10 protein-coding genes are annotated in these 24,114 nt (G+C 44.9%); all 10 read right to left on the reverse strand.

What is annotated here, in order from left to right; genetic code table 11:
• Window positions 1–96 precede the first annotated feature (96 nt).
• Window positions 97–2,523: an ABC transporter permease gene (locus ABIX36_RS15815; protein WP_348083134.1), complete on the reverse strand. Its 2,427-nt coding sequence runs from the start codon at window positions 2,521–2,523 to the stop codon at window positions 97–99.
• A gap of 130 nt (window positions 2,524–2,653) precedes the next feature.
• Window positions 2,654–5,071, reverse strand: coding sequence for an ABC transporter permease (locus ABIX36_RS15820; RefSeq protein ID WP_348083135.1), 2,418 nt, complete (start codon window positions 5,069–5,071; stop codon window positions 2,654–2,656).
• 327 nt (window positions 5,072–5,398) lie between these two features.
• Entirely contained in the window at window positions 5,399–6,418 is a 1,020-nt protein-coding gene (locus tag ABIX36_RS15825) for a DUF4097 family beta strand repeat-containing protein (RefSeq protein ID WP_348083136.1), read from the reverse strand.
• Window positions 6,419–6,550: 132 nt separating this feature from the next.
• Complete coding sequence (locus ABIX36_RS15830) at window positions 6,551–8,986, reverse strand: ABC transporter permease (RefSeq protein ID WP_348083137.1); 2,436 nt, start codon at window positions 8,984–8,986, stop codon at window positions 6,551–6,553.
• Window positions 8,987–9,141: 155 nt separating this feature from the next.
• Entirely contained in the window at window positions 9,142–11,547 is a 2,406-nt protein-coding gene (locus ABIX36_RS15835; protein ID WP_348083138.1) for an ABC transporter permease, read from the reverse strand.
• A 99-nt stretch (window positions 11,548–11,646) separates the two neighbouring features.
• A complete protein-coding gene (locus ABIX36_RS15840) occupies window positions 11,647–14,070 on the reverse strand; it encodes an ABC transporter permease (protein WP_348083139.1) in 2,424 nt (807 codons plus the stop codon).
• Window positions 14,071–14,165: 95 nt separating this feature from the next.
• Window positions 14,166–16,559 carry an ABC transporter permease gene (locus tag ABIX36_RS15845; RefSeq protein ID WP_348083140.1) on the reverse strand — a complete coding sequence of 798 codons (2,394 nt, stop codon included), beginning with the start codon at window positions 16,557–16,559 and terminating at the stop codon, window positions 14,166–14,168.
• Between the two features lie 130 nt (window positions 16,560–16,689).
• Entirely contained in the window at window positions 16,690–19,044 is a 2,355-nt protein-coding gene (locus ABIX36_RS15850; protein WP_348083141.1) for an ABC transporter permease, read from the reverse strand.
• A 135-nt stretch (window positions 19,045–19,179) separates the two neighbouring features.
• On the reverse strand, window positions 19,180–21,576 hold the full coding sequence (locus tag ABIX36_RS15855) for an ABC transporter permease (protein WP_348083142.1): 2,397 nt from the start codon (window positions 21,574–21,576) through the stop codon (window positions 19,180–19,182).
• A 92-nt stretch (window positions 21,577–21,668) separates the two neighbouring features.
• Window positions 21,669–24,095 carry an ABC transporter permease gene (locus tag ABIX36_RS15860; protein ID WP_348083143.1) on the reverse strand — a complete coding sequence of 809 codons (2,427 nt, stop codon included), beginning with the start codon at window positions 24,093–24,095 and terminating at the stop codon, window positions 21,669–21,671.
• Between the last annotated feature and the right edge of the window lie 19 nt (window positions 24,096–24,114).

Consider the following 24,114-nt stretch of genomic DNA (forward strand, 5'->3'; position numbering starts at 1 on the left):
AATAATGGTGAGTGGGGAATAATTACACTTTTAACAAAACAAAAGATGGTGAGCAGTCCTAAACCACTCACCATTCTCTATTCACCACTCACTATTTCATTCGTTCTTCAAACTCCTTACCGGGTTGGCAAGCGCCGCTTTTATAGATTGGAAGCTGATGGTAATAAAGGCTATAACGATAGCTCCACCGCCGGCTGTGGCCACTATCCACCATTTGATGCCATCGCGGTAAGCAAAGCCCGATAAAAACCAATGCTGCATACTAAACCAGGCCAATGGCGAAGCAATAACGATAGCGATGATAACCAGTTTGATAAAATCTTTGGAAAGCATAGCCACGATGATGGAGATGTTGGCGCCCAGTACCTTGCGGATGCCTATCTCTTTGGTGCGCTGCTCGGCAGCATACGCCGCCAGGCCGAATAAGCCCAAACATGCAATGATAATAGCCATGGAGGTAAAGGCGATAAATATGCCACCTATGCGCTGCTCGGTACGGTAACTGTTCTCAAAGTCCTCATCCATAAACGAGTAGTCGAACTGTTGGTTTGGCGCTAAGGAGTGCCATTTTTCTTTGACCTGGGCCAGTACGGCGGTGGCATTCGCCGCGTTTACATTCACGCTTAAGGCACCAGTGTTCTGGTTCAGTAAAAATGCAAGCGGCGAAATATTTTCGCGCAGCGAACTAAAGTTAAAATCTTTTATCACGCCAATAATATGCAGCTTCTTCAGGTTTTTGGCCATGTTATCCGTTGGCATATAAAGTTCCTTATTCAAAGCGTCCTTATAACCTAAGATCTGCACCGCAGCCTCGTTTATGATCACTGCGGAGGAATCCAATTTCATTTCCGGTGAAAAATCGCGGCCATACTTTACCCGCATGCCCATGGTATTAATGTAATCCTCATCAACGTCCCAAACGCCAATGGATACGGCATGTTTAGTATCTAATGTAGGGCTTTCAAACATCGATGTATTATTTCTCCAGCCTCCGGTTGGGATGTAGCCTGTTAAAGTGGCGTTCTTAACCCCCGGCAATGCTTTTACTTCCTGTTTAAATACTTTAGCTTGTTTATCCAAAACCTCCGTATTATTAACAATAAGCACTTGCTCGCGGCTGTACCCAAGGTCTTTACTTTGGATGAATTTTAGCTGGTGATAAATAACCAGAGTGCCTATGATGAGGAATATGGAAATAGAGAATTGGAACACCACTAAAAAACTCCGCAGGAAACCACCCTTAAAGCCGGCAGACAATTTACCCTTCAACACGTCTATGGGTTGGAAAGCTGATAAAAAGAAGGCCGGGTACGAGCCTGCCAGGCAGCCAATTACGACTACGATTACCAGCAAGGCGGGCAGCAGCCATACAAAAGTACCGCTAGTAAATGCCAGCTGCTTATCTGCCATTTGGTTAAATACCGGCAGTAACAGCCACGCGCCCACAACGGCAATAACCGTAGCGGCAAAAGTTACCAAAACCGACTCGGACAAAAACTGCGCGATAAGCGAACTTCGTGCCGACCCCAATACTTTACGCACACCCACCTCGCGGGCACGGTTAGATGAGCGTGCGGTGGAGAGGTTCATGAAGTTTACGCAGGCAATGAGCAATATAAAAATTGCCACCGCCGAAAATATGTACACGTACTGGATATTACCGTTGCCGCTCAGTTCGTTTTGCACGTTAGAGCGCAGGTGAATATCCTTCAGCGCAACTAAATTTAATCTAAAGTAGCTGCCGTCTTTTTCAAAGTCGCTAAAGCTCATGTGCGTGGCGGCTTGCAGCTGCCCGCCAACATATTTGGTTACAAAGGCGTGGAATTTTGATTCCAGTGCTTTAGGATTAGCCCCATTTTTCAATAGAACGTATGTGTTAAAATTATTACTTAACCAGGCGCCTTCCTTGCTCTCGTCCAGCCCGTTCATAGCCAGGAAAAAGTCGAAATTAAAGTGTGATTGCTTGGGGATATCTTTAATTACCCCGGTTACTTTATACAGGATGGTGTCGTTAAAGGTCAGCGTTTTGCCAACTACATTTGTTGCGTTAAAATATTTCAGCGCTGTGGTTTCGTTTATGACCACGCTTTTAGGCTCTGTAAGGGCGGTTTTAGGGTCACCCTGGATCATCGGCAAGGTAAAAACAGCAAACAAGGTAGAGTCTACATAGATCATGTGATCCTCCTGAACATTTTGGGCGTCTTTCCGTACTTTAAAACCGCCACGCTCTCTAAAACGTACCGTATTTTCTACTTCGGGGAAATCACTTTTAAGCGTTGCGGCAAGCGGTGCCGGCGAAACCGCATACTGGCTTGTTTTCCCGCCGAACTTAATATCGTTATTCACGCGGTATATCCTGTCGGCTTTGGTGTTGTAGGTATCGTAACCAACCTCATCTATCACGTAGAAAACGATCAGCATACAAACGCACAGCCCCAGGGCAAGCCCCAGTATATTAATGGCCGTAAAGCCTTTGTTTTTCATTAAGCTCCTGAAAGCTGTTTTAACGTAGTTTTTAAACATGATATTTTTAATTGTTTAAGGTGAAATTTTATGGTTGCTTAGTGCTGTAATACAACCACCAAACCATTTACCCCTATTTTAGGTGATTTAAAATGGTTCACCATTTATGACCACACTTTAACGACTTAGGTTACTCGCTTCGCAAACTTTTTACCGGGTTTGCCAGCGCTGCCCTTACCGACTGGAAACTCACCGTAACAAATGCTACCAGTATAGCTATAAAGCCCGCCAGTACAAATACCCACCAGGATATTTCTATCCGATAAGCAAAATCCTGCAGCCATTTGTACATGGCGTACCAGGTTACCGGTACCGATACCACAATGGCTATCCCCACCAGCTTTAAAAACTCGGCAGAGAGCATACCCGTAATGGTACCAGACGATGCGCCCAACACCTTGCGGATGCCAATTTCTTTCACCCTTTGTCTAATGCTGAAGGCAGCAAGGCCGAATAAGCCGAGACTGGCAATAATTACCGCTACGATGGCAAACGACGTAAAGATCTTCCCGGTACGTTGCTCTGCGTTGTATAAAGCGGCGTATTGATCATCCAGGAAGGAATAGCTGAACGGCGCAGTGGCGCGATAGCCATCCCACTGTTTCTTCACATCCGTTAAAAATGGCGCTATATCTGCCGAATGCACTTTTACAGCCATCAGCATATTACTGCGGCCTGGTAAAAACATCAGCGGCGCTATTTTTTCTTTTGCCGATTTATAATGGAAATCTTTCACCACGCCTACTACTTTAAATTCGCGCTGACCAGAGCGTACAATAGTTTTGCCAATCGGGTCGGTATTGCCCCAGCCTATTTCGCGTACAAGCGTCTCGTTTATCACCACAGCTGATGAATCTGCCGGGGATGTGGAAGAAAAGTTACGACCGATGGCCATTTTTATGCCGAGCGTTGCTAAATAGCTATCCTCTACATGGTAAATATTGGTGTGGATCTCTTTGTGTTCCTGTTTGTCGTTAAACTCTTTGGCGTAGATCTGGGTGCCATCCAATATAGAGCCACCCGGTACACTACCGGTTATAGTTGCATTGGCCACACGCGGATCGCGCAGGAGTTGTTGTTTAAAGGCATCTATGTTGTTTCCGAGGGAATAAGCATCGTTTATAACCAGTACCTGCTCTTTATCGTAACCCAATTTTATATTCTGCATATAGTTTAGCTGACGGGATACCACCATGGTAGCTATAATGAGCGATGTGGAAATAAAGAACTGGAAGACCACCAGTCCGCTACGTAAAAAGTTACGCTTTGCGGGGCCTGCCGAGGTATTGCCTTTTAAAACATTCAAAACTTTAAATGAGGACAGGAAGAAGGCCGGGTAGATGCCTGCAATGATGCCAACGAGCAAAACCAGGAACACTTCGATAGCAATACTTTTTGGGCTTATAAATAAGCCCATATCAAACTGCTTGCCGGCAAGGGCGTTAAAATATGGCAGGGCAAAATAAACAAGCACTAACCCAATGACCATTGCCAAGGCAGTTACCACTACCGATTCGGTAAGGAACTGTGAGATGAGCGAGCTTTTTAACGACCCCATCACCTTGCGGATCCCTACTTCTTTTGCCCGTTTAACCGAACTGGCGGTAGACAGGTTCATGAAGTTGATGCAGGCCAGCAGTAAGATAAACGCTGCCAGCGCGCTGAAAATATAGACGTAGTGGATGTCGCCGTTTGGCTCCATCTCGAATTTGGTTGCAGAGTGCAGGTGAATATCGGTTAGCGGCATCAGGAAAAACCGGAAGGTGTTTACGGATTTTTGCGCTTCGGCAAGGCTCACCCCCATATCGTTCTGAATTTCGGGCGCGGCGTATTTTAAAACCAGCGCGGGGAATTGTGCCTCTATTTTTTTTGCGTCGGGACCGTTGTTTAGCTGCAAATAAGTATAAAAATTAATATTGCTCCAGGTTTCACGCTTAGACGGATAGGAAGTTTTGCTAATGAAAGCATCGTAATGAAAATGGGAGTTATCGGGCACTTTATCAATTACACCGGTGACTTTCAAATCCCGCTCGCCCTGTAAGGTAAGCGTTTTACCAATAGCCGATTCGCTGCCGAAGTATTTTTTTGCTGTCTGGCTGGTGATTACCACACTGTTTGGACCCACCAACGCGCTGCGCCCGTCGCCCTGTATAAGAGGCAACGAGAACATCGCCAGGAAATTAGAATCAGCTATGCTGAAGTGCTCTTCTTTAAACAGCTTATCATCATATTTTACATAGACCGATCCCCTGCCGCCGATGCGGGTAGATGCCACCACACCGGGAATATTATTTTTGATGCCCTGCCCTACCGCGGCATCAACTAAAGCAAAATCGGTAACACCGGCATTCTCGGTTAAATGCAGGCCCACACGGTAAATGTTTTTCGCGTTTACGGGGTAGGTATCATAGGTAACCTCCTGGTAAATATAGGCGCTGATGAGCATACAGCAGGTTAAACCAATTGCAAGCCCGAATATGTTGATGAATGAAAAAACCTTGTTTTTGGTAAGGCTTCTCCAGGCGATGGTTAAGTAATTCTTTATCATGATGATGCCAATAGCTTAAAACAAATACCAATTATATAATTATCTAATAATCAAATTATTAACACTTAACTATAGCTGTACGGTGTACGTATGTGTAACAGTGGTTGTTCGGTTATGATACAGTGGGAAGAGATTCAAGACGACAAGAATCAGGAATCAAGATAGTAATAAACAGGAATTCGGCCCAATCATTCCCCGAACGTTTAACGGGTTCATTAGCAGCACAAAAAGCCAAGAGCCAGAATGATTAACATCCTGGCTCTTGAATCTTGATTTCTTGTTTCTCTAAAAGTGTTCACTATGAACCATCAACTATGACCGATAAGCTTAATAGGTTATGTTAACGCTGCCATCGCCGCGCACTTCAACAGGTGAACCGCCGCCGTTAAGCTTACCAACAACTTTCTCTTTTTCTTTCTGCCCCTGAAATGTGCCATTCAAGGCCATATTTACACGATCGCCGCGTACATCCAGGTTAAAGCCTTGTTTAGCTGGTAATTGCAGGTCCACATGGCCCGAGTTACCATCAATTTTAACATATTTATCTACACGGGTCATTTGTACGTGAATGCTGCCCGCGCTGGTGGATGCATCAACACTGCCAGCAACAGCCATCAGGCTAACACTGCCACCGCTGGTACCGGCAATCACTTCGCCATCAATATTGTTACCGTTAACGCTGCCGCCGCTGGTTTCTGCCTTTACATACCCTTTCAGGTTATCCAATCTAACCGAACCGCCCGAAGTTTCCAGTTTAATATTTCCCCGGCAATTGCTGGCGTTAATGCTGCCGCCGCTTGTAGTTAACTCTATCTCTTTGCTCGAATTGGCTACATTGATGCTACCACCGCTGGTTTCGCCTTTAATAATACCTGCAACTGTATTGATATTTAAACTACCGCCGCTGGTTTCAAAGTTTTGGTTGCCTGTTAAGTTAGCAATACTGATAGTACCACCACTTGTATTCAGGTTGGTTTCGGTGGCTTTGTTTACGTAAACTTTAAAGCCAATGCGCAGGCCCTTGTTCCAGTTATTAATATTGTGTTTTTGCTTGGCTGTAGCGTGTAGTTCGCCATCATGCACGGCTATATTTAATGTGTAATCCTCGTCCAGGCGTTTTTTGATCTCTTCTTTGCTCAGGCTTTTGTTGTTGTTGGCAACTACGTAAACCTCAACGCGTGGCTCCTCGCCGCCCTTAACGGAAATGCTGCCGCCGCTGGTGTTTACAAATACGGTTTTTACATTGTCAGATGCTATTGACCTGGTGAGATATGGCGTTTTGTTATCCTGTGCCGAAGCAAGGTATACCGGTGATGCCAGCACTAAGAAAAATAGGAATTTTTTCATGTTATTTAGTTTTTATAATAGATGGTTATCGTTATTAAATAGTTGCATTTTTTGAGACAAAAGATGAAAGATTTTTAGACAAAAGACCGAAGCTGTCTTTGCTCCTTTATCTTTTCATCATTCATCTAAAAACTACTCGCTCTTTAAGCTCTTCACCGGGTTTTTAATGGCTGCTTTTACGGACTGTAGACTGATGGTTGCCAGCGCTATTAAACTTGCGCCACCGCCAGCCAGCAGGAACACCCACCAGTTAATGGTTATCTTATATTCAAAATCCTGCAGCCACTTGCTCATGGCGAAGTAAGCAATTGGACAAGCAATAATAGTAGCAATGAACACCAGCTTCATCAGATCGGTGCCCAGGAGGCTTACAATACTGGTAACACTTGCACCTAATACCTTGCGGATACCGATCTCTTTTACGCGTTGCTCGGCAGTAAAAGTTACCAGACCGAACAAGCCCAGGCAAGCAATGCTGATAGCCAGGATAGTAAATATTAACAGGATACTGCCTTGTTTTTGCTCGGTTTGGTATTGGGCGGCAAAGTTTTGGTCGAGGAAGTGGAACTCTGGTTTTTGTTCGATATCAAAATCGCTGTATGTTTTGGTGATGTAGGCTAATGATCCCTTGATGTTGTTTTTACCCACACGAACGTAGAGGTTATCCTTATCGTTTACTTCTTGTGCCAAGCTCAAAACCAATGGCGATATTTTATGCTGAAGGGAAAAGGTGTTAAAATCTTTTACAACGCCTACAATGGTGCGCGCTATTATCTTGCCCTGGTCATCTACACCGAGGTTAACCCGGCGGCCAACAGGGTTCTTCCAGCCTAGTTTATCAATCAGGGTTTGGTTTACCAAAATTGCTTCGTTTACATCACTGGTAATATCTCTCGAAAAATTGCGGCCCTTACTCATTTTTATCTGCAGCGTTGGGATAAAATATTCATCTATAGTAAGCTTTTGTACCAATAAGGATTCGGAATTGGATTTGCCATCCACCCCGACGTTAAATCCGCCGCTGTTCATGCTATTGCTGCCAATAGGGTTGCCGGCCGTTGACACATCCTCAATGTTGGGATTCTGTAAAAGTTGTTGCCTTAAAGCAGCAATTTTGCCTCGCACGTCGTGATTGTTGATATGGAAAGTAAGCGTTTGCGCTTTATTAAAACCAAGATCTTTATTCATGGCGAAGCGCAGCTGCTGGTATATCACCAAGGAGCCCACGATCATGACGATGGTGATCACAAACTGGAACACCACCAACGATTTACGGAAGAAGATGGTCGCTATTTGGTTGCCCAACTGCCCCTTCATGGCGTTGATGGTACCAAAGCCGGATAAAAACATAGCCGGATAAATCCCACTAAACAACCCGGTGAATAAGGAGAGGCCAAGAAATATAGCAACTGTTTGCACCGTACCGAATTGCATCAAAACAAGGGTTTTACCCGATAACTGGTTGAAGAACGGTAACGAGAACTGGATGATGACCGCAGCTATCATAGTGGCTATAAAAGTAAGCAGCACCGATTCGGCAAAGAACATGATGATGAGCTGGCTCCTGTCAGATCCGATCACTTTGCGTACACCTATCTCTTTAATGCGGATAGATGAACGTGCTGTAGCCAGGTTTACATAGTTGATAACGGCTATCACCAATATGAGCAAAGCAGTAATGCTAAACACGTAAACGTAGGTGATATTACCATTGGAGCCCGCTTCGTAACCCAAATTAGAGTGCAGGTGGATAGAGGTCAGCGGCTGAAGTTCCAAGCCAAACTTCAGGTCGCCCATTTTCTTTTTTAGGTATTTATTAAAAAAAACACTGCTTGATGCTTCGATAACTTTTTTATCGCCTGCATCTTTTAAAAGCAGATAGGTGTAGATACCTGCATCGTCCCAGGCGCTTGTGAAACCTTCCGGTAACGAACGCAGCGCTTTAAACGTAATGTGAGAATTAACCGGCACATCGGCAATTACACCGGTAACATTTGTTGCTGTGCCATCTACAGAGATCGTTTTATTTAATGCCGATTCGGCATCACCGAAAAGCGTTTCCGCAAGGGTTTTTGTTAATACAATGCTCTGCGGCTTGGTCAAAGCGGTTTGGGCATCGCCCTGTAAAAATTGATAGCTAAAGATCTTGAAGATGGCATTGTCAGTAAACATCATGCCGCCTTCGTTGATGGTTTTATCGCCAACGGTTATTTTACCGCCACCCTCCCTGTCTATACGGGCGGTTTGTTCTACCTGCGGGAAATCTGATTTTAAAGCGCCTGCATATGGTGCTGATGTAACAGCGAAATCAAAGCCGCCGCCATCCCAGGTGCCGTGTTGTACCACACGGACGATGCGGTCGGCTTTGGTGTTATACCGGTCATAACTTAATTCGTCGGTAACATAAAGCGCTATCAGCCAGAACGCGGCGATGCCAACAGCAAGGCCGAAAATATTGATGAAGGAAAAAGCTTTGTGCTTTGTTAAGTTTCTCCAGGCTATTTTAAAGTAATTCCTAAGCATGATGTGGTAGTTTGGCATATCTATAGTAAAAGATATACCAAACATACAAAATGCTGTTTATAAGTTAGTTATGATATTTCGTATTGTAAAGCCTGTACGCATGTGTTACAATGCTGTGTTCGGTTATGATACAGGTAGGGAGCAGTGAGTAGTGAATGATTGCCGTAGCAGGGAACCATTCACTACTCACCATTCTCCACTCACTCGGAACGCAGGCTCTTCACCGGGTTTGCCATGGCGGCTTTTACGGCCTGGAAGCTGATGGTGATGAACGCGATAACTACCGCTATCACCCCTGCCGATAGGTACATCCACCAGCTGATATTGATGCGGTAGGCGAAGTTTTCGAGCCATTTACCCATGAGCCAGCCTGCAAGCGGAGCAGCTATAACGAGGGCAGCCAATACCAGCATAATAAAATCCCTCGAAAGTAACGTTACCAGGCCCGATACGGTCGCACCAAGTACCTTGCGAATGCCGATCTCCTTACCACGCTGTTCTGCAGTGAATGCAGCTAAGCCAAATAAGCCTAAGGATGATATCATCACCGCCACGATAGCGAATACCGACATGAGCCCGGATGATTTGGCGTCTTCTTTATACAATTTGTCAAATTCCTGGTCGAGGAAGGTGTATTCTAATGGTTCGCCGCGGAAATACTGGCCCCAAACCGCTGAGATCTTCTTGATGGTTTCGTCCTGCCTGCCCGCCGCTACGCCCACCAAAAATGTATTTACCCAGTCCTCGTCGTTCTTAAATATGGCCGGGCTTATTTTTTCATGCATACTTTTGTAATTGAAATCTTTTACCACGCCAATTACCTGCCCGGTATCGCCCCGCGAAATAAAACGCTGCCCAACGTATGGCTTATGCAGGTTGAGTTCTTTAGCGGCTGTTTCGTTCAGGATAGCATTGCGCTTGTCGGCAGGGTCTCCGGAGATAAACCATCGCCCTTCCAGCATGTTGAGCTTTACAATTTTGGTATAGTCGGGGTCCACATTAAAGAATGCGATGGACGGATCAAAATCTTTGGCGCGACCATCCCAATCTGTACCACCCGATGACAGGTTTTGATTATCCTGTATAGAATGCGTACCCATCATAGATACCGCGCTAATGCCCGACTGCGACAGCAGCGACTGCTTAACACTTTTACATAAAGTGGCGCGCGCCTCACCTTTATATTTATAAAACGAGCTGATAGGCAACGAAATGGTAAGCACCTGTTCGCGTTTGTAGCCTGGGTTTTGCGAATTGATAAAGCTTAATTGCCTGTATATGGTAATTACACCAATAATGAGGAAAATGGAGAAGGTAAATTGTAGCACCACAAGGCCCTTGCGCAACGAGGTATCTTTAACATGTAAAACGCTACTCCCCCTAAAAATACTCATTGGCTTAAAAGAAGAAAGCAGCAACGCGGGGTAAATACTATTGAGCACAATGGCAACCAATAAAGTGCCGATAAGTACCAAACCGACATATCCGGAACCGGCTGTCAGCGAAAATTCGCGCCCGGTAAAGCGGTTAAACGCCGGGAGGGCGATTGAAATAATAACAAGCGTTAATACCAGCGATATCAGGCTAACCAATACCGATTCGGTAATGAATTGTGTGAAAAGCTGGCCTCTACCCGCCCCTACTATCTTTTTTACACTCACTTCTTTAGCGCGGAGACTCGCCCGTGCAGTGGTTAGGTTCACATAATTAATGCAGGCGATCAGCAGAAGTAACACACCGAGGGCAACAAAGATATAGGCCACCTTTTTATCGCCATGAGCGAGGGTGGAATGTTGCAGGTCATTTTCAAAGTGTAACGCAGCCAGTGGGGTGAGCCCAATTTGCAGGTTATCTTCTTTTCGGTTTTTATGGAGGATTCCCTTAATTTTCGCGGAGATCGGTTTCAGCCTGATATTGGGGTGAACCTTTACAAAGGTCATGTAATTGAAGTTACCCCATTGCAGGTCGTTATCCTTCTCGCTTTTATTGCTTTGTTTAGCGGCAATAGGGATCAGCACATCAAAGGCAAAACTGGAGTTTGCCGCAATATCCTTAACAACGCCCTGTACCTGGTAATTTACAGAGTCTATTTTAATGGTTTTACCCACAGCATCCTGGTTGTTGAAGAACTTTTTGGCCTTGCTCTCGGTAAGTATAATGCTAAAAGGATTTTGGTTGAAGGCAATGGCATTGCCGCTTACAAAATCATACTTAAAAACATTGAACCACTCATTATCAACGTAGGCGGTTGTTTTTTCGCCAAAGAACTCGCCGTTCACATTGAGGTATACCGCGCGATAAGTATTTGGTGCGATGCGCGCTACGTTTTCCACCTCGGGGATCTCCTTTTTTAAGGCATCGCCCAGCACATAGGGCGAATTCTCCCAGATCCAGGTGGTGTTCTTATCAATTGAGAGGTAGCTTTTTATCCGGTAGATATTGGCAGCACCGGGCTGATTCTTATCAAAATTAAACTCGTTTTGCACCCATATAAATATCAGCACAGCTGCAGCCATTCCAACAGATAAACCGCCTATATTGATGAAACTCGTTGCCTTTTGGCTGCGCAGGTTGCGCCATGCTGTTTTGAAATAGTTTTTTATCATGATATTTTGATTACACCGATTTTATTTAGATCATAGTTCATGGTTGATGGTAGCTTCCGTTATCCGGCTATTAACTATGACCTATCAACCATGAACGCTTTACTCGCTCCTCAAGCTCTTCACCGGATTAGCCAGCGCGGCTTTTACGGATTGGAAACTGATAGTTACAAATGCTACAATAAGCGCCACTACACCTGCCATGACCAATATCCACCAGCTGATGCTGATACGGAACTCAAAATCGAGCAGCCATTTGTTCATAGCGTACCAGGCTATAGGAAGCGATATTATTGCCGCCAATATTACCAGTTTCAAAAAATCGCGGGACAGCTCGCCTACAATTTGCGTTACGCTGGCGCCTAATACTTTGCGCACGCCAATTTCCTTAACGCGCTGCGTGATTGTAAATGCCGATAAGCCGAACAAGCCTAAACAGGCAATAAATATGGCTATGAAAGAGAATATGGTGAACAAGCTGCTCTGCTGTTGCTCGCTCTGGTAAAGTTTGCCGAAACGTTCATCCAAAAACGTATAATCGAATGGTGTTTCGGGCAGGTATTTGTGCCAAACACCCTCAACCGCAGCAACTGCCATTTTTGGGTTTGCGCCATTTATTTTGACAGAGATACGGTTATAGTCGCCTTTTTGTGCAGGTAACTGAAACAGTAAAGGGATTATTTTCTGATGCAATGATTCGAAGTGGAAATCTTTCACTACGCCAATTATTTTGCCTTTCGCGTTGCCATAATTTAGGTCTTTGCCAATTGCTTCATCAGCGTTTTTCCAACCGAAAGCACGTACAGCGGTCTCGTTGATAATAGAGTTGTTGGTATCGGTAGGAAAAGCTTCGGAGAAGTTTCGGCCCGCGGCCATTTTCATGCCGTAAGCAGGCACAAAACCATAATCGGTCCGAAGACATTTCAGATCGAATTTGATTGGTTGAGCGGTGCCACCTTGTATGAGTGACGCGCCCTGCATATCCAACAACCTGCCGGAAGGGATACGCGACGAACGACCTATCTCCGTCACTTGCCCGGTCTTTAGCAGTCCGTCCTTAAAAGCTTCGTATTGCGGGGTAAGCTGCCTCTCATAACCCATGGTGATGATGTGCTCTTTATCGAAGCCCAGCGCCTTGTTTTGGATGTATTGTAATTGCTGGAAAACCACCGCGGTAGCCACTATGAGAATAATGGAGATAGAAAATTGCAGCACCACCAGCACCTGCCTGAAAGATATATTACCCGACCCTACTTTCAGCATACCCTTAAGCACTTTTGCAGGGATGAAAGACGACATGAATATAGCCGGGTAAATGCCACTAATCAAACCAATAATAAACGGGAGGGCCAGAACTGGTAATAATATCTTCGCCTGAAGCAGGCTATTAATGGATAAACCAAGTTCTGATATGTTGTTTACAAGCGGTAACACCAAGGCAGTTAATATAGCCGCTAAAATCAGCGCCACCCAGGTAATTAATACCGATTCGCTAAGGAACTGTGAGATGATCTCGCGGCGCTGGGCACCAATTACCTTGCGTATGCCTATCTCTTTGGCGCGTAGTACCGAACGGGCAGTAGCCAGGTTCATATAATTGATACAAGCGATCAATAGTATAAACAAGGCGATAGCTGAAAAGATGTAAACCCTTTTTATATCGCCATTTTGTTCAATTTCATCATCCAAATGCGAACGAAGGTGTATATCCGTCAGTTTTTGGAAATTGATCTTGGTTTGCAGGTGGGTTTTTACCGTCCCGCCCAAATTTACATATTTGTCTAAAAACGCCGGTAACTGCGATTCTATGTTCGCAACATTGTACCCTTTAGGAAACAAAAGGTATGTGTAAATAAAATTGCTGCCAAAATCTGCAGTAAGGTCTATTTTGCCGTAGATGGTACTATCTTTTAACGTGTTGAATGACAATAACATCTCCGGGTGCATATGCGAGCTTTTAGGAAACGCCTTAAATATGCCGGTAACTTTAAACTCGTGTTTATTATCATCTAATCGCAGCCCCTTATTCATAGGGTCTTCGTCACCGAAGTACTTTTTGGCAATACCTTCGCTAAGCATAATACTATATGGGTCGGTAAGCGCAGTATGCGGATCGCCTTTTGTAACCGCCACATTAAAAACATCAAAGAAATGCTCATCGGCCACAAAAGTTCCTTTTTCATTAAATAATTTTTCCTTGTAATGCAGGGCGCTTGTACCGGTGGGTATTACACGCGTCACTTTCTTAATATCGGGAAAGGCGGTTTGCAGTAAAGGCCCAAATGGCGGGGCAACGGCGCTTAAATGCAGGCTCTCTACCCCCGGCGCCGAATAGAAGGTGCGGGTTACGCGGTAAGTATCATCGGCATTGGTGTTGTACTTATCATAACTATTCTCGTTGATGATATAAGTTAAAATAAGCAGGCAGCAGGTAAGCCCCACCGTTAAGCCGAATATATTGATGAACGAGATAAACTTGTGCCGGGTAATGTTACGCAGGGCACTTTTTAAATAGTTTCTTATCATGGACCGTTGATTTTAATGATTGAATGATTTCGTTGATGCTTTGATTACACCAATTGAACTGATTTTTTTTATTTCTTGACTCTTAATTCTTGTATCTATTCTGAGCGCAGACTCGCCACAGGATTTGCTATAGCCGCTTTTAGCGCGTGGTAACTAATAGTAACCACCGCCGTAAATACTGCTATTACCCCCGCAGCCCCAAATACCCACCATGGAATGCTGATGCGGTAGGCAAAATTTTGCAGCCAGTTGTGCATGGCCCACCAGGCTACCGGCGAAGCGATGATCACGGATATCACTACCAGTTTTATAAAATCTACCGATAATAGCGACGTGATGGTGGTAAGGCTTGCGCCCAATATTTTGCGGATGCCTATCTCCTTGTTGCGTTGCTCTATAGTAAATGCGGTTAGGCCAAACAGCCCCATGGTGGCCAGCAACACGGTGATATAGGTAAATATGCTAAAGATGGAAGCCAGCCTGTCCTCGGCCTTGTATTGCTCGTTAAAGGCATCATCCATAAAGGTGTAGCTGAACGGGGTGTCGCTGTCGTACTTTCTATAAATGCTTTCCATACTTGCCAGCAGTGTTGGCAGGTTGGTATTAGGTTTTATTTTAGCGAACATGCTGCAACCCACCTTTGCCCAGTTTTTGGTGGTATCGGGCGCGATGAACAGTCCGAGTGGCGCAATGGTGGACTGCATAGAACTGAAGTTGAAATTTTTAAGCACCCCGGTGATCTGGAATTTTTCGTTCCCTGTATTAATATAGCTGCCGACCGGGTTTGGCGTCAGGTGGAGCTTGCCAATAGCTTCTTCGTTAATCACGACCTTATTATAGCCCCGCATGCTGGCTTCAGATACCGGCGCTATTTTCCACTTTAAATTAAGCGTATTAATGTAATGATTATCAACCGATAAAGCCGACAGCGCTACACTCTCATCCTTGGTTTTGCCGTTAATGAAATTCATGTCGTACCCCTTAAACATGGCATAGTGCGAAGTAGCTGTATTGGCTATACCGGCCAGCGATTGGATATCCTGTTTAAAGGCCGGGTAGTTGTCCCCGAAGCTGTTGGAGACGGGAATCATCACAATGTTCTCCCTGTCCATACCGGTATCGGCATGGCGGAAATAATATAGTTGCCTGTCGATTATGATCCCGCAGATGATCAACCCAACCGATATGGCAAACTGCAATGTGGTGAACACCTTACGCACCGCTACACCGCCGGTTTGTTTGCTCATTTTACCCTTCAGCGTGGCAATTGGCTTAAAAGCCGACAGCACCAATGACGGGTAACTACCCGCAATTAAACCGGTTAACAAAAACATCGCGACAAATAATGCAAGCACCAGGGGGCTGTATAAAAACGTGTTATCTATTTTTAATTGCAGTGTATTGGTAAACCAAGGTTTAAAGGCATAGCAGAGCAAATAGCCCAGTATAAAGGAAATCAACGTAAATATCCCCGACTCGACATAAAACTGCAAAGCAATGGTTTTACGGCTGGCACCGGACACCTTGCGCACCCCCACCTCTTTAGCTCGTAAGGTAGAACGGGCGGTAGAAAGGCTCATGTAATTCACCAGCGCCAGCAGTAGTATCAGCACAGCCACCAGCGGGAAGATCTTAAGGTATTTGGTGTTTGATGAGTCGCCGTAATTGGAGTTCAAATGGGCATCAGTTAAAGCAGTAAGGCTGAAGATCTCACCCTCCATACTTACATCCTTTGCGGGGAGCGATTGCAGATCGGCGCGTACAGCCGCGGTATCTGCAGGTTGGTTTAAAAGCAGGTAATTATCAAACGACCCAGGGCCTATTCCCTGGGTACTAATTGCTTTTTTCCCTTCTTTTGTAGCCTGCAACGTTGGGCCGGATACGATGAAATTATAATCGATAGATGAATTAGAAGGGCTATTTTCGGCTACGCCTGTAACCTGGTAGTTATAAGTGCTGTCGGTTTTAATGGTTAGTACTTTGCCTATAGGGTTTTCGGCACCGAAATATTTATCGGCCATATCTTTGGATAACACCACCGAAAAAGGCTTGCTTAACACATCAGTTTTACTACCTGATACGAGCCTAAATGAAAAGAAGTCAAAGAAATTCTGATCGGCAAAGAGTAATTTTTCGCCGGCAAACTTTTGGTGCGGGTTTGCCTCGAGGCTAACCAAAACTTGCTTTGAATATTTCATAGTACGCGAAAATTGCTCCACGCGCGGTTGGCGTTGCTTTACCATTGGCCCGGTAACATAGCTCATGTAAGCCGTGTTCATGATATTGCCACCAATTTTTATTTGCGCCTGCAGCTTGTAAATTCGCTTACCGTTTGCCTGGAAGCTATCATATGTCATCTCATGCGAAACATACATCAGTATGGTCATACAAACAGCAAGCCCAATTGCCAGGCCACTGATATTGATGAGGCTGTACATTTTCTGCTTGGTGAGATTGCGCAGAGCAATTTTAATGTAGTTTCTTAGCATGATTACACAGACTATTATTTTGATTTCACAGATTTTCTATTGATGATTACACTGATTTCACCGACCCTATCCCATCATACTTTTATTCCATCTTGATTCTTGTCTCTTGATTCTTAAATCTAATTCATCTTCACTCGCTTCTCAGACTCTTCACCGGATTGGCCAATGCGGCTTTCATGGTATTGAGGCTTACTACCACAAGGGTAAGCAGCAGTATCAATGCCCCTACGGCGGCAAATACCCAAACGCTTACATCAATATGGTAGGTATATTTTTTAAGCCAGTTACTCATGAGGTACCAGGTTAGCGGTACGGCTATCACAAAGGCAATGGCTACCAGCTTTAAAAATTCGGTTGAGATCAGCATCAGCAGTTGTTGTACCGATGCCCCCATTACCTTGCGCACACCAATTTCGCGGAAGCGTTTTTCGATAGTGAACGATGCCAAACCAGCCAAACCGATACAGCAGATAAAGATGGCCAGCCCGGCAAAAATATTAGTGATGCGGCTGATGAGTTCCTCCGTCAGGAATTTCTTGCCGAACTCCTGGTCTACAAACTGGTATTCGAACAGGTTTTGCGGATTGTATTTTTTAAAGATGGTTTCCAATCTGGTAATTGCCGCCTTTGGCTGTACGCCCTCTTTCAAGCGCAGGTTTACCACGCTTGAGTTATTTGGGTCGTAGTAGATCATCAGCGGTTCAACCGGGTCGTAAGGCGATGCCATTACCACGTTATCAATAACGCCGGCAACGGTAAATTTACGCCCGTACTTCATTACCATCCCAATAGGGTTTTTCAGTTTCATGGCTTCAACGGCGGCTTTGTTCAGCAACATTACCGATGTATCGCCAGGGGTTTTGTTAAAATCGCGGCCCTGCAGTACTTTAATGCCCATGGTTTTTGTAAAGTCGGCATCTGCCTGCAAGCCGGAAAAGATGATATCGCCATTAGCAGCCTTCCCATCGTAATCCGGCGAACCCGATTTCCACCAGATTTCGGTTATCGGCGATGAAGTGCGCGTAGTGGCGGCAACCAACCCTGTATTTTCCAGGTCTTGTTTAATGGCCGCGTAGTTTTTATCGATATCACTGGATGATGGCACCATGATGAGGTTATTGGGGTTATAACCAATGCTCTTATCCTTAATATGCTGAATCTGCTGGTAAACAATGATGGTAGCCGATATCAGCAGTATCGACATTACAAACTGCCCCACAACCAGTATGCGCCTTGGCAATACAGCGCTTTTGCCTGCCGCGAATGTGCCTTTAAGCACCTTAACCGGGTTAAAGGACGATAGGTATAGCGCCGGATAACTGCCCGCAACCACACCGGTGAACAGGATGATAATTAAAGCCCCGATAAGGAAGAACGGATCGATAATACTCAGATGCAGGCTTTTGCTTACCAATAGGTTAAACGATGGCATCAGCAGGTAAACAAAGCCAATAGCCAGTACAAAGGCAATTAGCGCCAGTATGATAGATTCGAAGAAGAACTGGGTAAGCAGCTGTCTCCTGTCGGAACCCAGTGTTTTGCGGATGCCTACCTCCTTAGCGCGTTTCTCTGAACGGGCAGTAGAAAGGTTCATGAAATTCACGCAGGCTATTAGTAATATAATAATGGCGATAACGGTGAACATGCGCACATACTCTATCATGCCGCCTACGTTTTTGCCATCCTTAAACTCGCTGTATAAATGCCACTTGTTTAGCGGGAACGTCCAATAGGTGCTTATTTTATCGCCTGGTGAGTGATCGTGTTTTATTTTGTTCACGTATTTATCAACAGCGGCCATGCTGGCATTTGGCACGGTTTGAATGAACACGCTGTGCGATGAGTTGGTCCATTCCTTCATCCTGTTCTTAAAAAAATCTGATGATTGGTCGAAGGGCGCGATAAAATCAAACTTAAAAGTCGAATTGCCCGGAGGGTCGGCGAGTACAGCCACAATTTTGTAGTTGTCGTGGTTATCAACCTTAACCACTTTATTAATTGGGTCGTCACTGCCAAAAAATGCTTTAGCAGCAGATTCTGTAATAGCGGCAGATCTTGGGTCGCTTAAAACCGTTGCAGCGTTACCCTTAATAAACTTCCAGGTGAAAATGTTAAAGAACTGGTCGCCCACCTGGTACATATCCTTCTTCAGCTTAGTATTGTTGTATTCCACCAAATGCGATTCCTGGTGCGTGGTAACTACCGTGTGCAATATTTGCGGGTTGCCGCCTTCCAGCGTTTTAGCTAAAGGCAGCACCATGTTAGGGTCGGTAAAAATGGTCGGCTTAAAATCGCGCGTAGCCATCACCTGGTAAATATTATCGTGGTTCTGGTGGAACTTATCGTACGCAACCTCATCCTTCACCCATAAAAAAATGAAGATGGTACAGATCATCCCGATGGTTAGCCCCAGGATGTTGGTTAACGAGAACCCCTTGTTCCTGACAAGGTTCCTCCATGCAATTTTAAAATAGTTCTTTATCATGATATTTAGGATTACACTGATTTTATTTTGTGATTACACCGATTTATTGGTTTATGGATCATGGTTAATAGTTTCATGGTAGCTGCATTTTATTTTCGGCTATGAACCATGAACTATCAACCATTACCTTTTCCTTTATTCCCCATTTTTCAAACTCTTCACCGGGTTGGCAATTGCCGCTTTTACCGATTGGATGCTGATGGTTGCCAGTGCTATTAAAGTTGCGCCGCCGCCAGCCAGCACAAATACCACCCAGGTGATATTTATTTTATAGGCAAAATCCTGCAGCCAGGCATTCATGGCATACCAGCCTACCGGGATAGCGATCACAATGGCAATGATAATGAGCACCATAAATTCTGCCGCCAGCAAACCTATAATTCGGCTTACGCTTGCGCCAAGGACTTTGCGGATGCCTATCTCGCGGGTTTTAACCTGTGCCGAGTACGTGGCCAACCCGAACAAGCCAAGGCATGAAATAACGATGGCAATCCCCGAGAACATGTTGAACAGAGAGCCGGTGCGCTGATCGTCGGTATATTGTTTCTTATAGCTTTCGTCCAGGAAGGTGTAGTTGAAAGGAATATCACCGTTGTATTGCTTCCATATGGCTTGTGCTGATGCAATGGCACTTTGGGCATCACGACCTGTTGTTTTCAGGTATACTCTCCAGCAATTATTAGGGTTATACTGAAATACCGCCGGTTCTATTTGTTTATGAATGCTGGCGAAATGAAAATCCTTTACTACGCCAATAATGGTACCATTTACCGTTTGCACACGCAGCCTTTTGCCGATGGGATTTTTAAGGCCCATTTCTTTTACGGCAGTCTCGTTGATGAGGAAGTGCGCGGAATCTGCCACGGCGCCGGTAAAGCCTGCTCCATCAATGATCTTCATTTTGAAGAAACTCAGCAAATCCTTATCGGCATAGATCTGGTTAAACCACATATTGGAGTTGGCCGGTTTGCCATCCCAATCGGTATTACCTGTGGAGCTGCCGCCTGTGACAATATCACGACCGGCACGGGTTATGCCTAATACAGCAGGATTCTTTTGCAGTTCGTTCTTGATAACGTCGTAATGCGGTATCATATCATCGCGCATACTAAAGGATAGCACGTTCTCCTTATCATAACCCAGGTTTTTATCCCTGATATATTTTAGTTGTTTGCCAATAATGAGCGTGCCGATGATCAGCACAATGGATACCGCAAATTGCAGTACTACCAATACCCTGCGAAAAGCTGCGTTACCTATGCCAATAGTTACTCGCCCTTTAAGCGCTTTTAGCGGCTCGAATGAGGAAAGCAACAACGCCGGGTAAATGCTGGATGCCGCCAGTGTGCCTAACAGCGTAACCAAAATGCAGGCCCAGATGTTATAGCTGGACAAGCTCAGCGCAATTTGTTTTCCCGAAAACTGGTTGTAATAAGGCAGCAGCACAAACATCAGCACGAAGGCAAATATGGCAGCAATTACAAAGAGCAAAGTGGTCTCTGCCATAAACTGCATAAACAGCTGGAATTTGTTGGCCCCTATTATTTTGCGCATGCTTACCTCCTTGGCCCGCAGCATACTACGCGCGGTAGACAGGTTTACATAGTTAATGCAGGCAATAACCAATATCATCAACGCAACAATGCCAAAAGTGCGAACCGTAGAAATGCCGCCATCTGTACCATCGGCTTTGTACAGGTGCATTTTTAGCAAGGGTTGAGACAGATATGGTACAGGCGCATCTTCCGGTTTATTACGCTCATGTATGGCCTGCAGTTTTTTCTCTAATGCAGTGGTGTTTACAGTTGTTCCCGGTTTTAAAAGCAAGTAGGTTTGGAAACCAAACATGCTCCAATCAGCATCCATCGATGAAATGAAGGTTTTGTTATCATAGCTTTTTTTGTTTTTGATGTAAGCCAGATCATTAAACCTGGATAGAGGCATCAAAATGCGGTACTTAAAGCTTGAATTTGCGGGATAATTGGGGATAACACCGGTTACTTTTAACTGCTCGTCCTGCCCAAGTGTTACTACTTTACCAATCGGGTCTTCTTTGCCAAAGTATTTATTGGCCATCTCCTCGGTAATTACAATGGAGCTATTATCGGGGAAAGGATGGCGTTTATCTCCTTTAATGAGGTTAAAATCGAACACGGTAAAGTACGACGCATCGGTAAAGGCAAAATCGTCTTCATAAAAAACCTTGTCTTTATACCTGAAAGGCGCGTTACCCAAAGTCATGATTCGCACAGCATCCTGTACCTCGGGCACCTCCCTTTTGGCGAAGGTTGCAACCGGTGCAATAATGTTGTTAAAGATCTGCTTGCTGATGCCAGTGCCGCCAACGATACCTATTTTGTAAATATTATCGGCTTTGGAATTAAACTTATCGTAACTCAGTTCATCCTGCACCCATAGCAGCATAAACAAACCAACTACCAGCCCCACAGTAAGGCCGGCCACATTGATGGAAGCGTAAAACTTATTCCCTAAAATATTACGCCAGGCTGTTTTTAAATAGTTTTTATACATGATTTATTTTGATTTCACAGATTACTTGGGGGTGATTTCACAGATACTTAACTATTCACCACTCACTATTTTACCACTCACTACTCACTAACTTATTCATTCTTCAAACTCTCCACCGGGTTTGCCAATGCCGCTTTTATCGACTGAAAGCTAACCGTTACCACCGCAATTACGATGGCTGTTAAGCCTGCTGCGGCAATTACCCACCATTGTATGTTTATCCGGTAGGCAAAATCCTGCAGCCAGAGGTGCATGCAATACCAGGCCAATGGCGAGGCAACCACAATGGATACCACCACCAGTTTTACAAAATCTTTAGAAAGCATAGCCACTATTGCGCCCACATCGGCACCCAATACTTTGCGGATGCCTATCTCTTTGGTGCGCTGCTCTGCGGCATAAGCCGCCAGGCCGAACAGCCCTAAACAGGCTATAATAATGGCGAGCGTAGTAAATATGATGAAGATGGTGCCCACCCGCTGCTCCGAACGGTACGAGGCATCAAAATCCTGATCCATAAAGGAGAAATTCATTTGTGTTGGCGTAAACGTGGCCCACTTCGTTTTTATCTGCGACATTAAAGCCGGCAGGTTTGTAGTATTTACCCGCAGGCTTACCGCGCCGTTGTTTTCTCCAAGGCGGATAATAACCGGCTCAATTTTATCGTGCAGCGAACTGAAGTGGAAATCTTTCACCACGCCAATTACTTCGTATTTTACGGTGTTGGAGAGTTCAGTTTTTCCGCCGAGCGATTTGTAAAGGATTTGGTTCAGCGGATTTTTATACCCAAGGAATTTGGCGGCCGCCTCGTTGATAATAACCGCTCCCGAATCGGAGAGCCTGCCTTTCTCAAAGTTACGCCCTGCTGCCATTTTCATATCCAGCGTTGGAATCCAGTCGGCGTCTACTTCCCAGCTTTGCGGGAAAATGGAATTCTTTTGATCGAGCGTAGCATCTTTAAAATAGATGGATGTACCCCTGTTGCCCGATACCGGGAGGAAATTCGTCATGGTGACGCCGGCAACACCGGGTAATTGGCTTAGCTCCTCTTTAAAGGTTTTGGTTGATTTGTTGAGTTCGTAAGCGTTTTGAATAATGAGCACCTGGTTACGGTTGTAACCCATATTGGTGGTTTGGATAAAAGTAAGCTGGTTATTGATGACCAATGTACCGATGATGAGGAACACCGAAATACCAAACTGAAATACCACCAGAAAGCTTCTTAAACCGCCACCTTTAAAACCAGCGGATAATTTGCCCTTCAATACATCTATCGGCTGAAAGGCCGACAGGAAGAATGCCGGGTAAGAACCAGCGAGTGTCCCAACAACCAGTGTAATTAAGGCCGACGCCGGGATCAGCCAAACTAATGTTCCGCCGGTGATAGCTATCTCTTTACCTGCCAGTTGGTTAAACAACGGCAGTAAAGCAACCGCCGCGAACAACGCAAGCAGCGTGGCGAAAAAAGTGATCATGATAGACTCGGAAAGAAACTGCGCGATAAGGTATTTTCGCGGCGAGCCAAGTACCTTACGTACACCAACCTCGCGGGCACGATTTGATGAACGGGCTGTTGAAAGGTTCATAAAATTCACACAGGCTATCAGCAATATAAAAATAGCTATGGCCGAGAAGATGTACACGTACTGGGTAGTGCCATTGGCGCCCAATTCACCCGTGCGGTTAGATTTGAGGTGGATATCAGTAAGCGGCGTAAGGTTCAAACGGAAATAGCTGCCGCTTTTTTCAAAGTCGGCGTAGCTCATGCCTATTTCGCTTTTCATTTGGTCGCCGCTGAATTTTTGCAGCAAGGCATCAAAACTGCCATCCAATTTTTTGGCATCTTTAGCGTCCTTCAGCAATACATAGGTATTATAATCATTACGCAGCCAGGCATTTGAACGGCTATCCGCCCAGGTGGCCATCGATAAAAAGAAATCGAAATTAAAGTGTGAGTTTTTCGGCACATCTTTTATCACCCCGGTGATCTTAAAACTTTGATTGTCGTTTATCACCATCATCTTGCCCACCACATCCGTTTTATCAAAATATTTTTTAGCAGTGCTTTGTGTCAATACTACCGAGTTTGGTTCGGCAAGGGCGGTTTTGCTGTCTCCGCTTATCATGGGCAGCGTAAAAACATTAAAAAGAGAAGGATCGGCAAAGGCAACCTTGTTCTCTACTATATTCACCTCACCTTTTTTAACGTGCATAGTGTATGCATTCTTTATTCGTACAGCATCTTCTACGTATGGGTATTCGGCAACCAATGTTTTGGCCAGCGGCGGCATTACTACAGCATAATCTTTTCGGTTCTCACCCAGTTTAAGGTCGGCATTTATACGGAAGATGCGCTCGCTTTTGGTATTGTAGCGGTCATAGCTCAATTCATCTGCTACATAAAAAACAATAAGCAGGCAGGCACCAAGCCCAAGGGCCAACCCAAGTATATTTATGGCCGTAAAGCCCTTGTTTTTCAAAAGGCTGCGGAATGCTGTTTTTATATAGTTTCTGAACATGATTATTATGATTTCACAG

This window comes from Mucilaginibacter sp. (assembly GCF_039925265.1).
Taxonomy (GTDB): Bacteria; Bacteroidota; Bacteroidia; order Sphingobacteriales; family Sphingobacteriaceae; genus Mucilaginibacter.

What these genes read in the sequence shown, in the direction of transcription:
- ABIX36_RS15815 (WP_348083134.1), bottom strand. Translation starts at nt 2,523, where the DNA reads ATGTTTAAAAACTACGTTAAAACAGCTTTCAGGAGCTTAATGAAAAAC.
- ABIX36_RS15820 (WP_348083135.1), bottom strand. Translation starts at nt 5,071, where the DNA reads ATGATAAAGAATTACTTAACCATCGCCTGGAGAAGCCTTACCAAAAAC.
- ABIX36_RS15825 (WP_348083136.1), bottom strand. Translation starts at nt 6,418, where the DNA reads ATGAAAAAATTCCTATTTTTCTTAGTGCTGGCATCACCGGTATACCTT.
- ABIX36_RS15830 (WP_348083137.1), bottom strand. Translation starts at nt 8,986, where the DNA reads ATGTTTGGTATATCTTTTACTATAGATATGCCAAACTACCACATCATG.
- ABIX36_RS15835 (WP_348083138.1), bottom strand. Translation starts at nt 11,547, where the DNA reads ATGATAAAAAACTATTTCAAAACAGCATGGCGCAACCTGCGCAGCCAA.
- ABIX36_RS15840 (WP_348083139.1), bottom strand. Translation starts at nt 14,070, where the DNA reads ATGATAAGAAACTATTTAAAAAGTGCCCTGCGTAACATTACCCGGCAC.
- ABIX36_RS15845 (WP_348083140.1), bottom strand. Translation starts at nt 16,559, where the DNA reads ATGCTAAGAAACTACATTAAAATTGCTCTGCGCAATCTCACCAAGCAG.
- ABIX36_RS15850 (WP_348083141.1), bottom strand. Translation starts at nt 19,044, where the DNA reads ATGATAAAGAACTATTTTAAAATTGCATGGAGGAACCTTGTCAGGAAC.
- ABIX36_RS15855 (WP_348083142.1), bottom strand. Translation starts at nt 21,576, where the DNA reads ATGTATAAAAACTATTTAAAAACAGCCTGGCGTAATATTTTAGGGAAT.
- ABIX36_RS15860 (WP_348083143.1), bottom strand. Translation starts at nt 24,095, where the DNA reads ATGTTCAGAAACTATATAAAAACAGCATTCCGCAGCCTTTTGAAAAAC.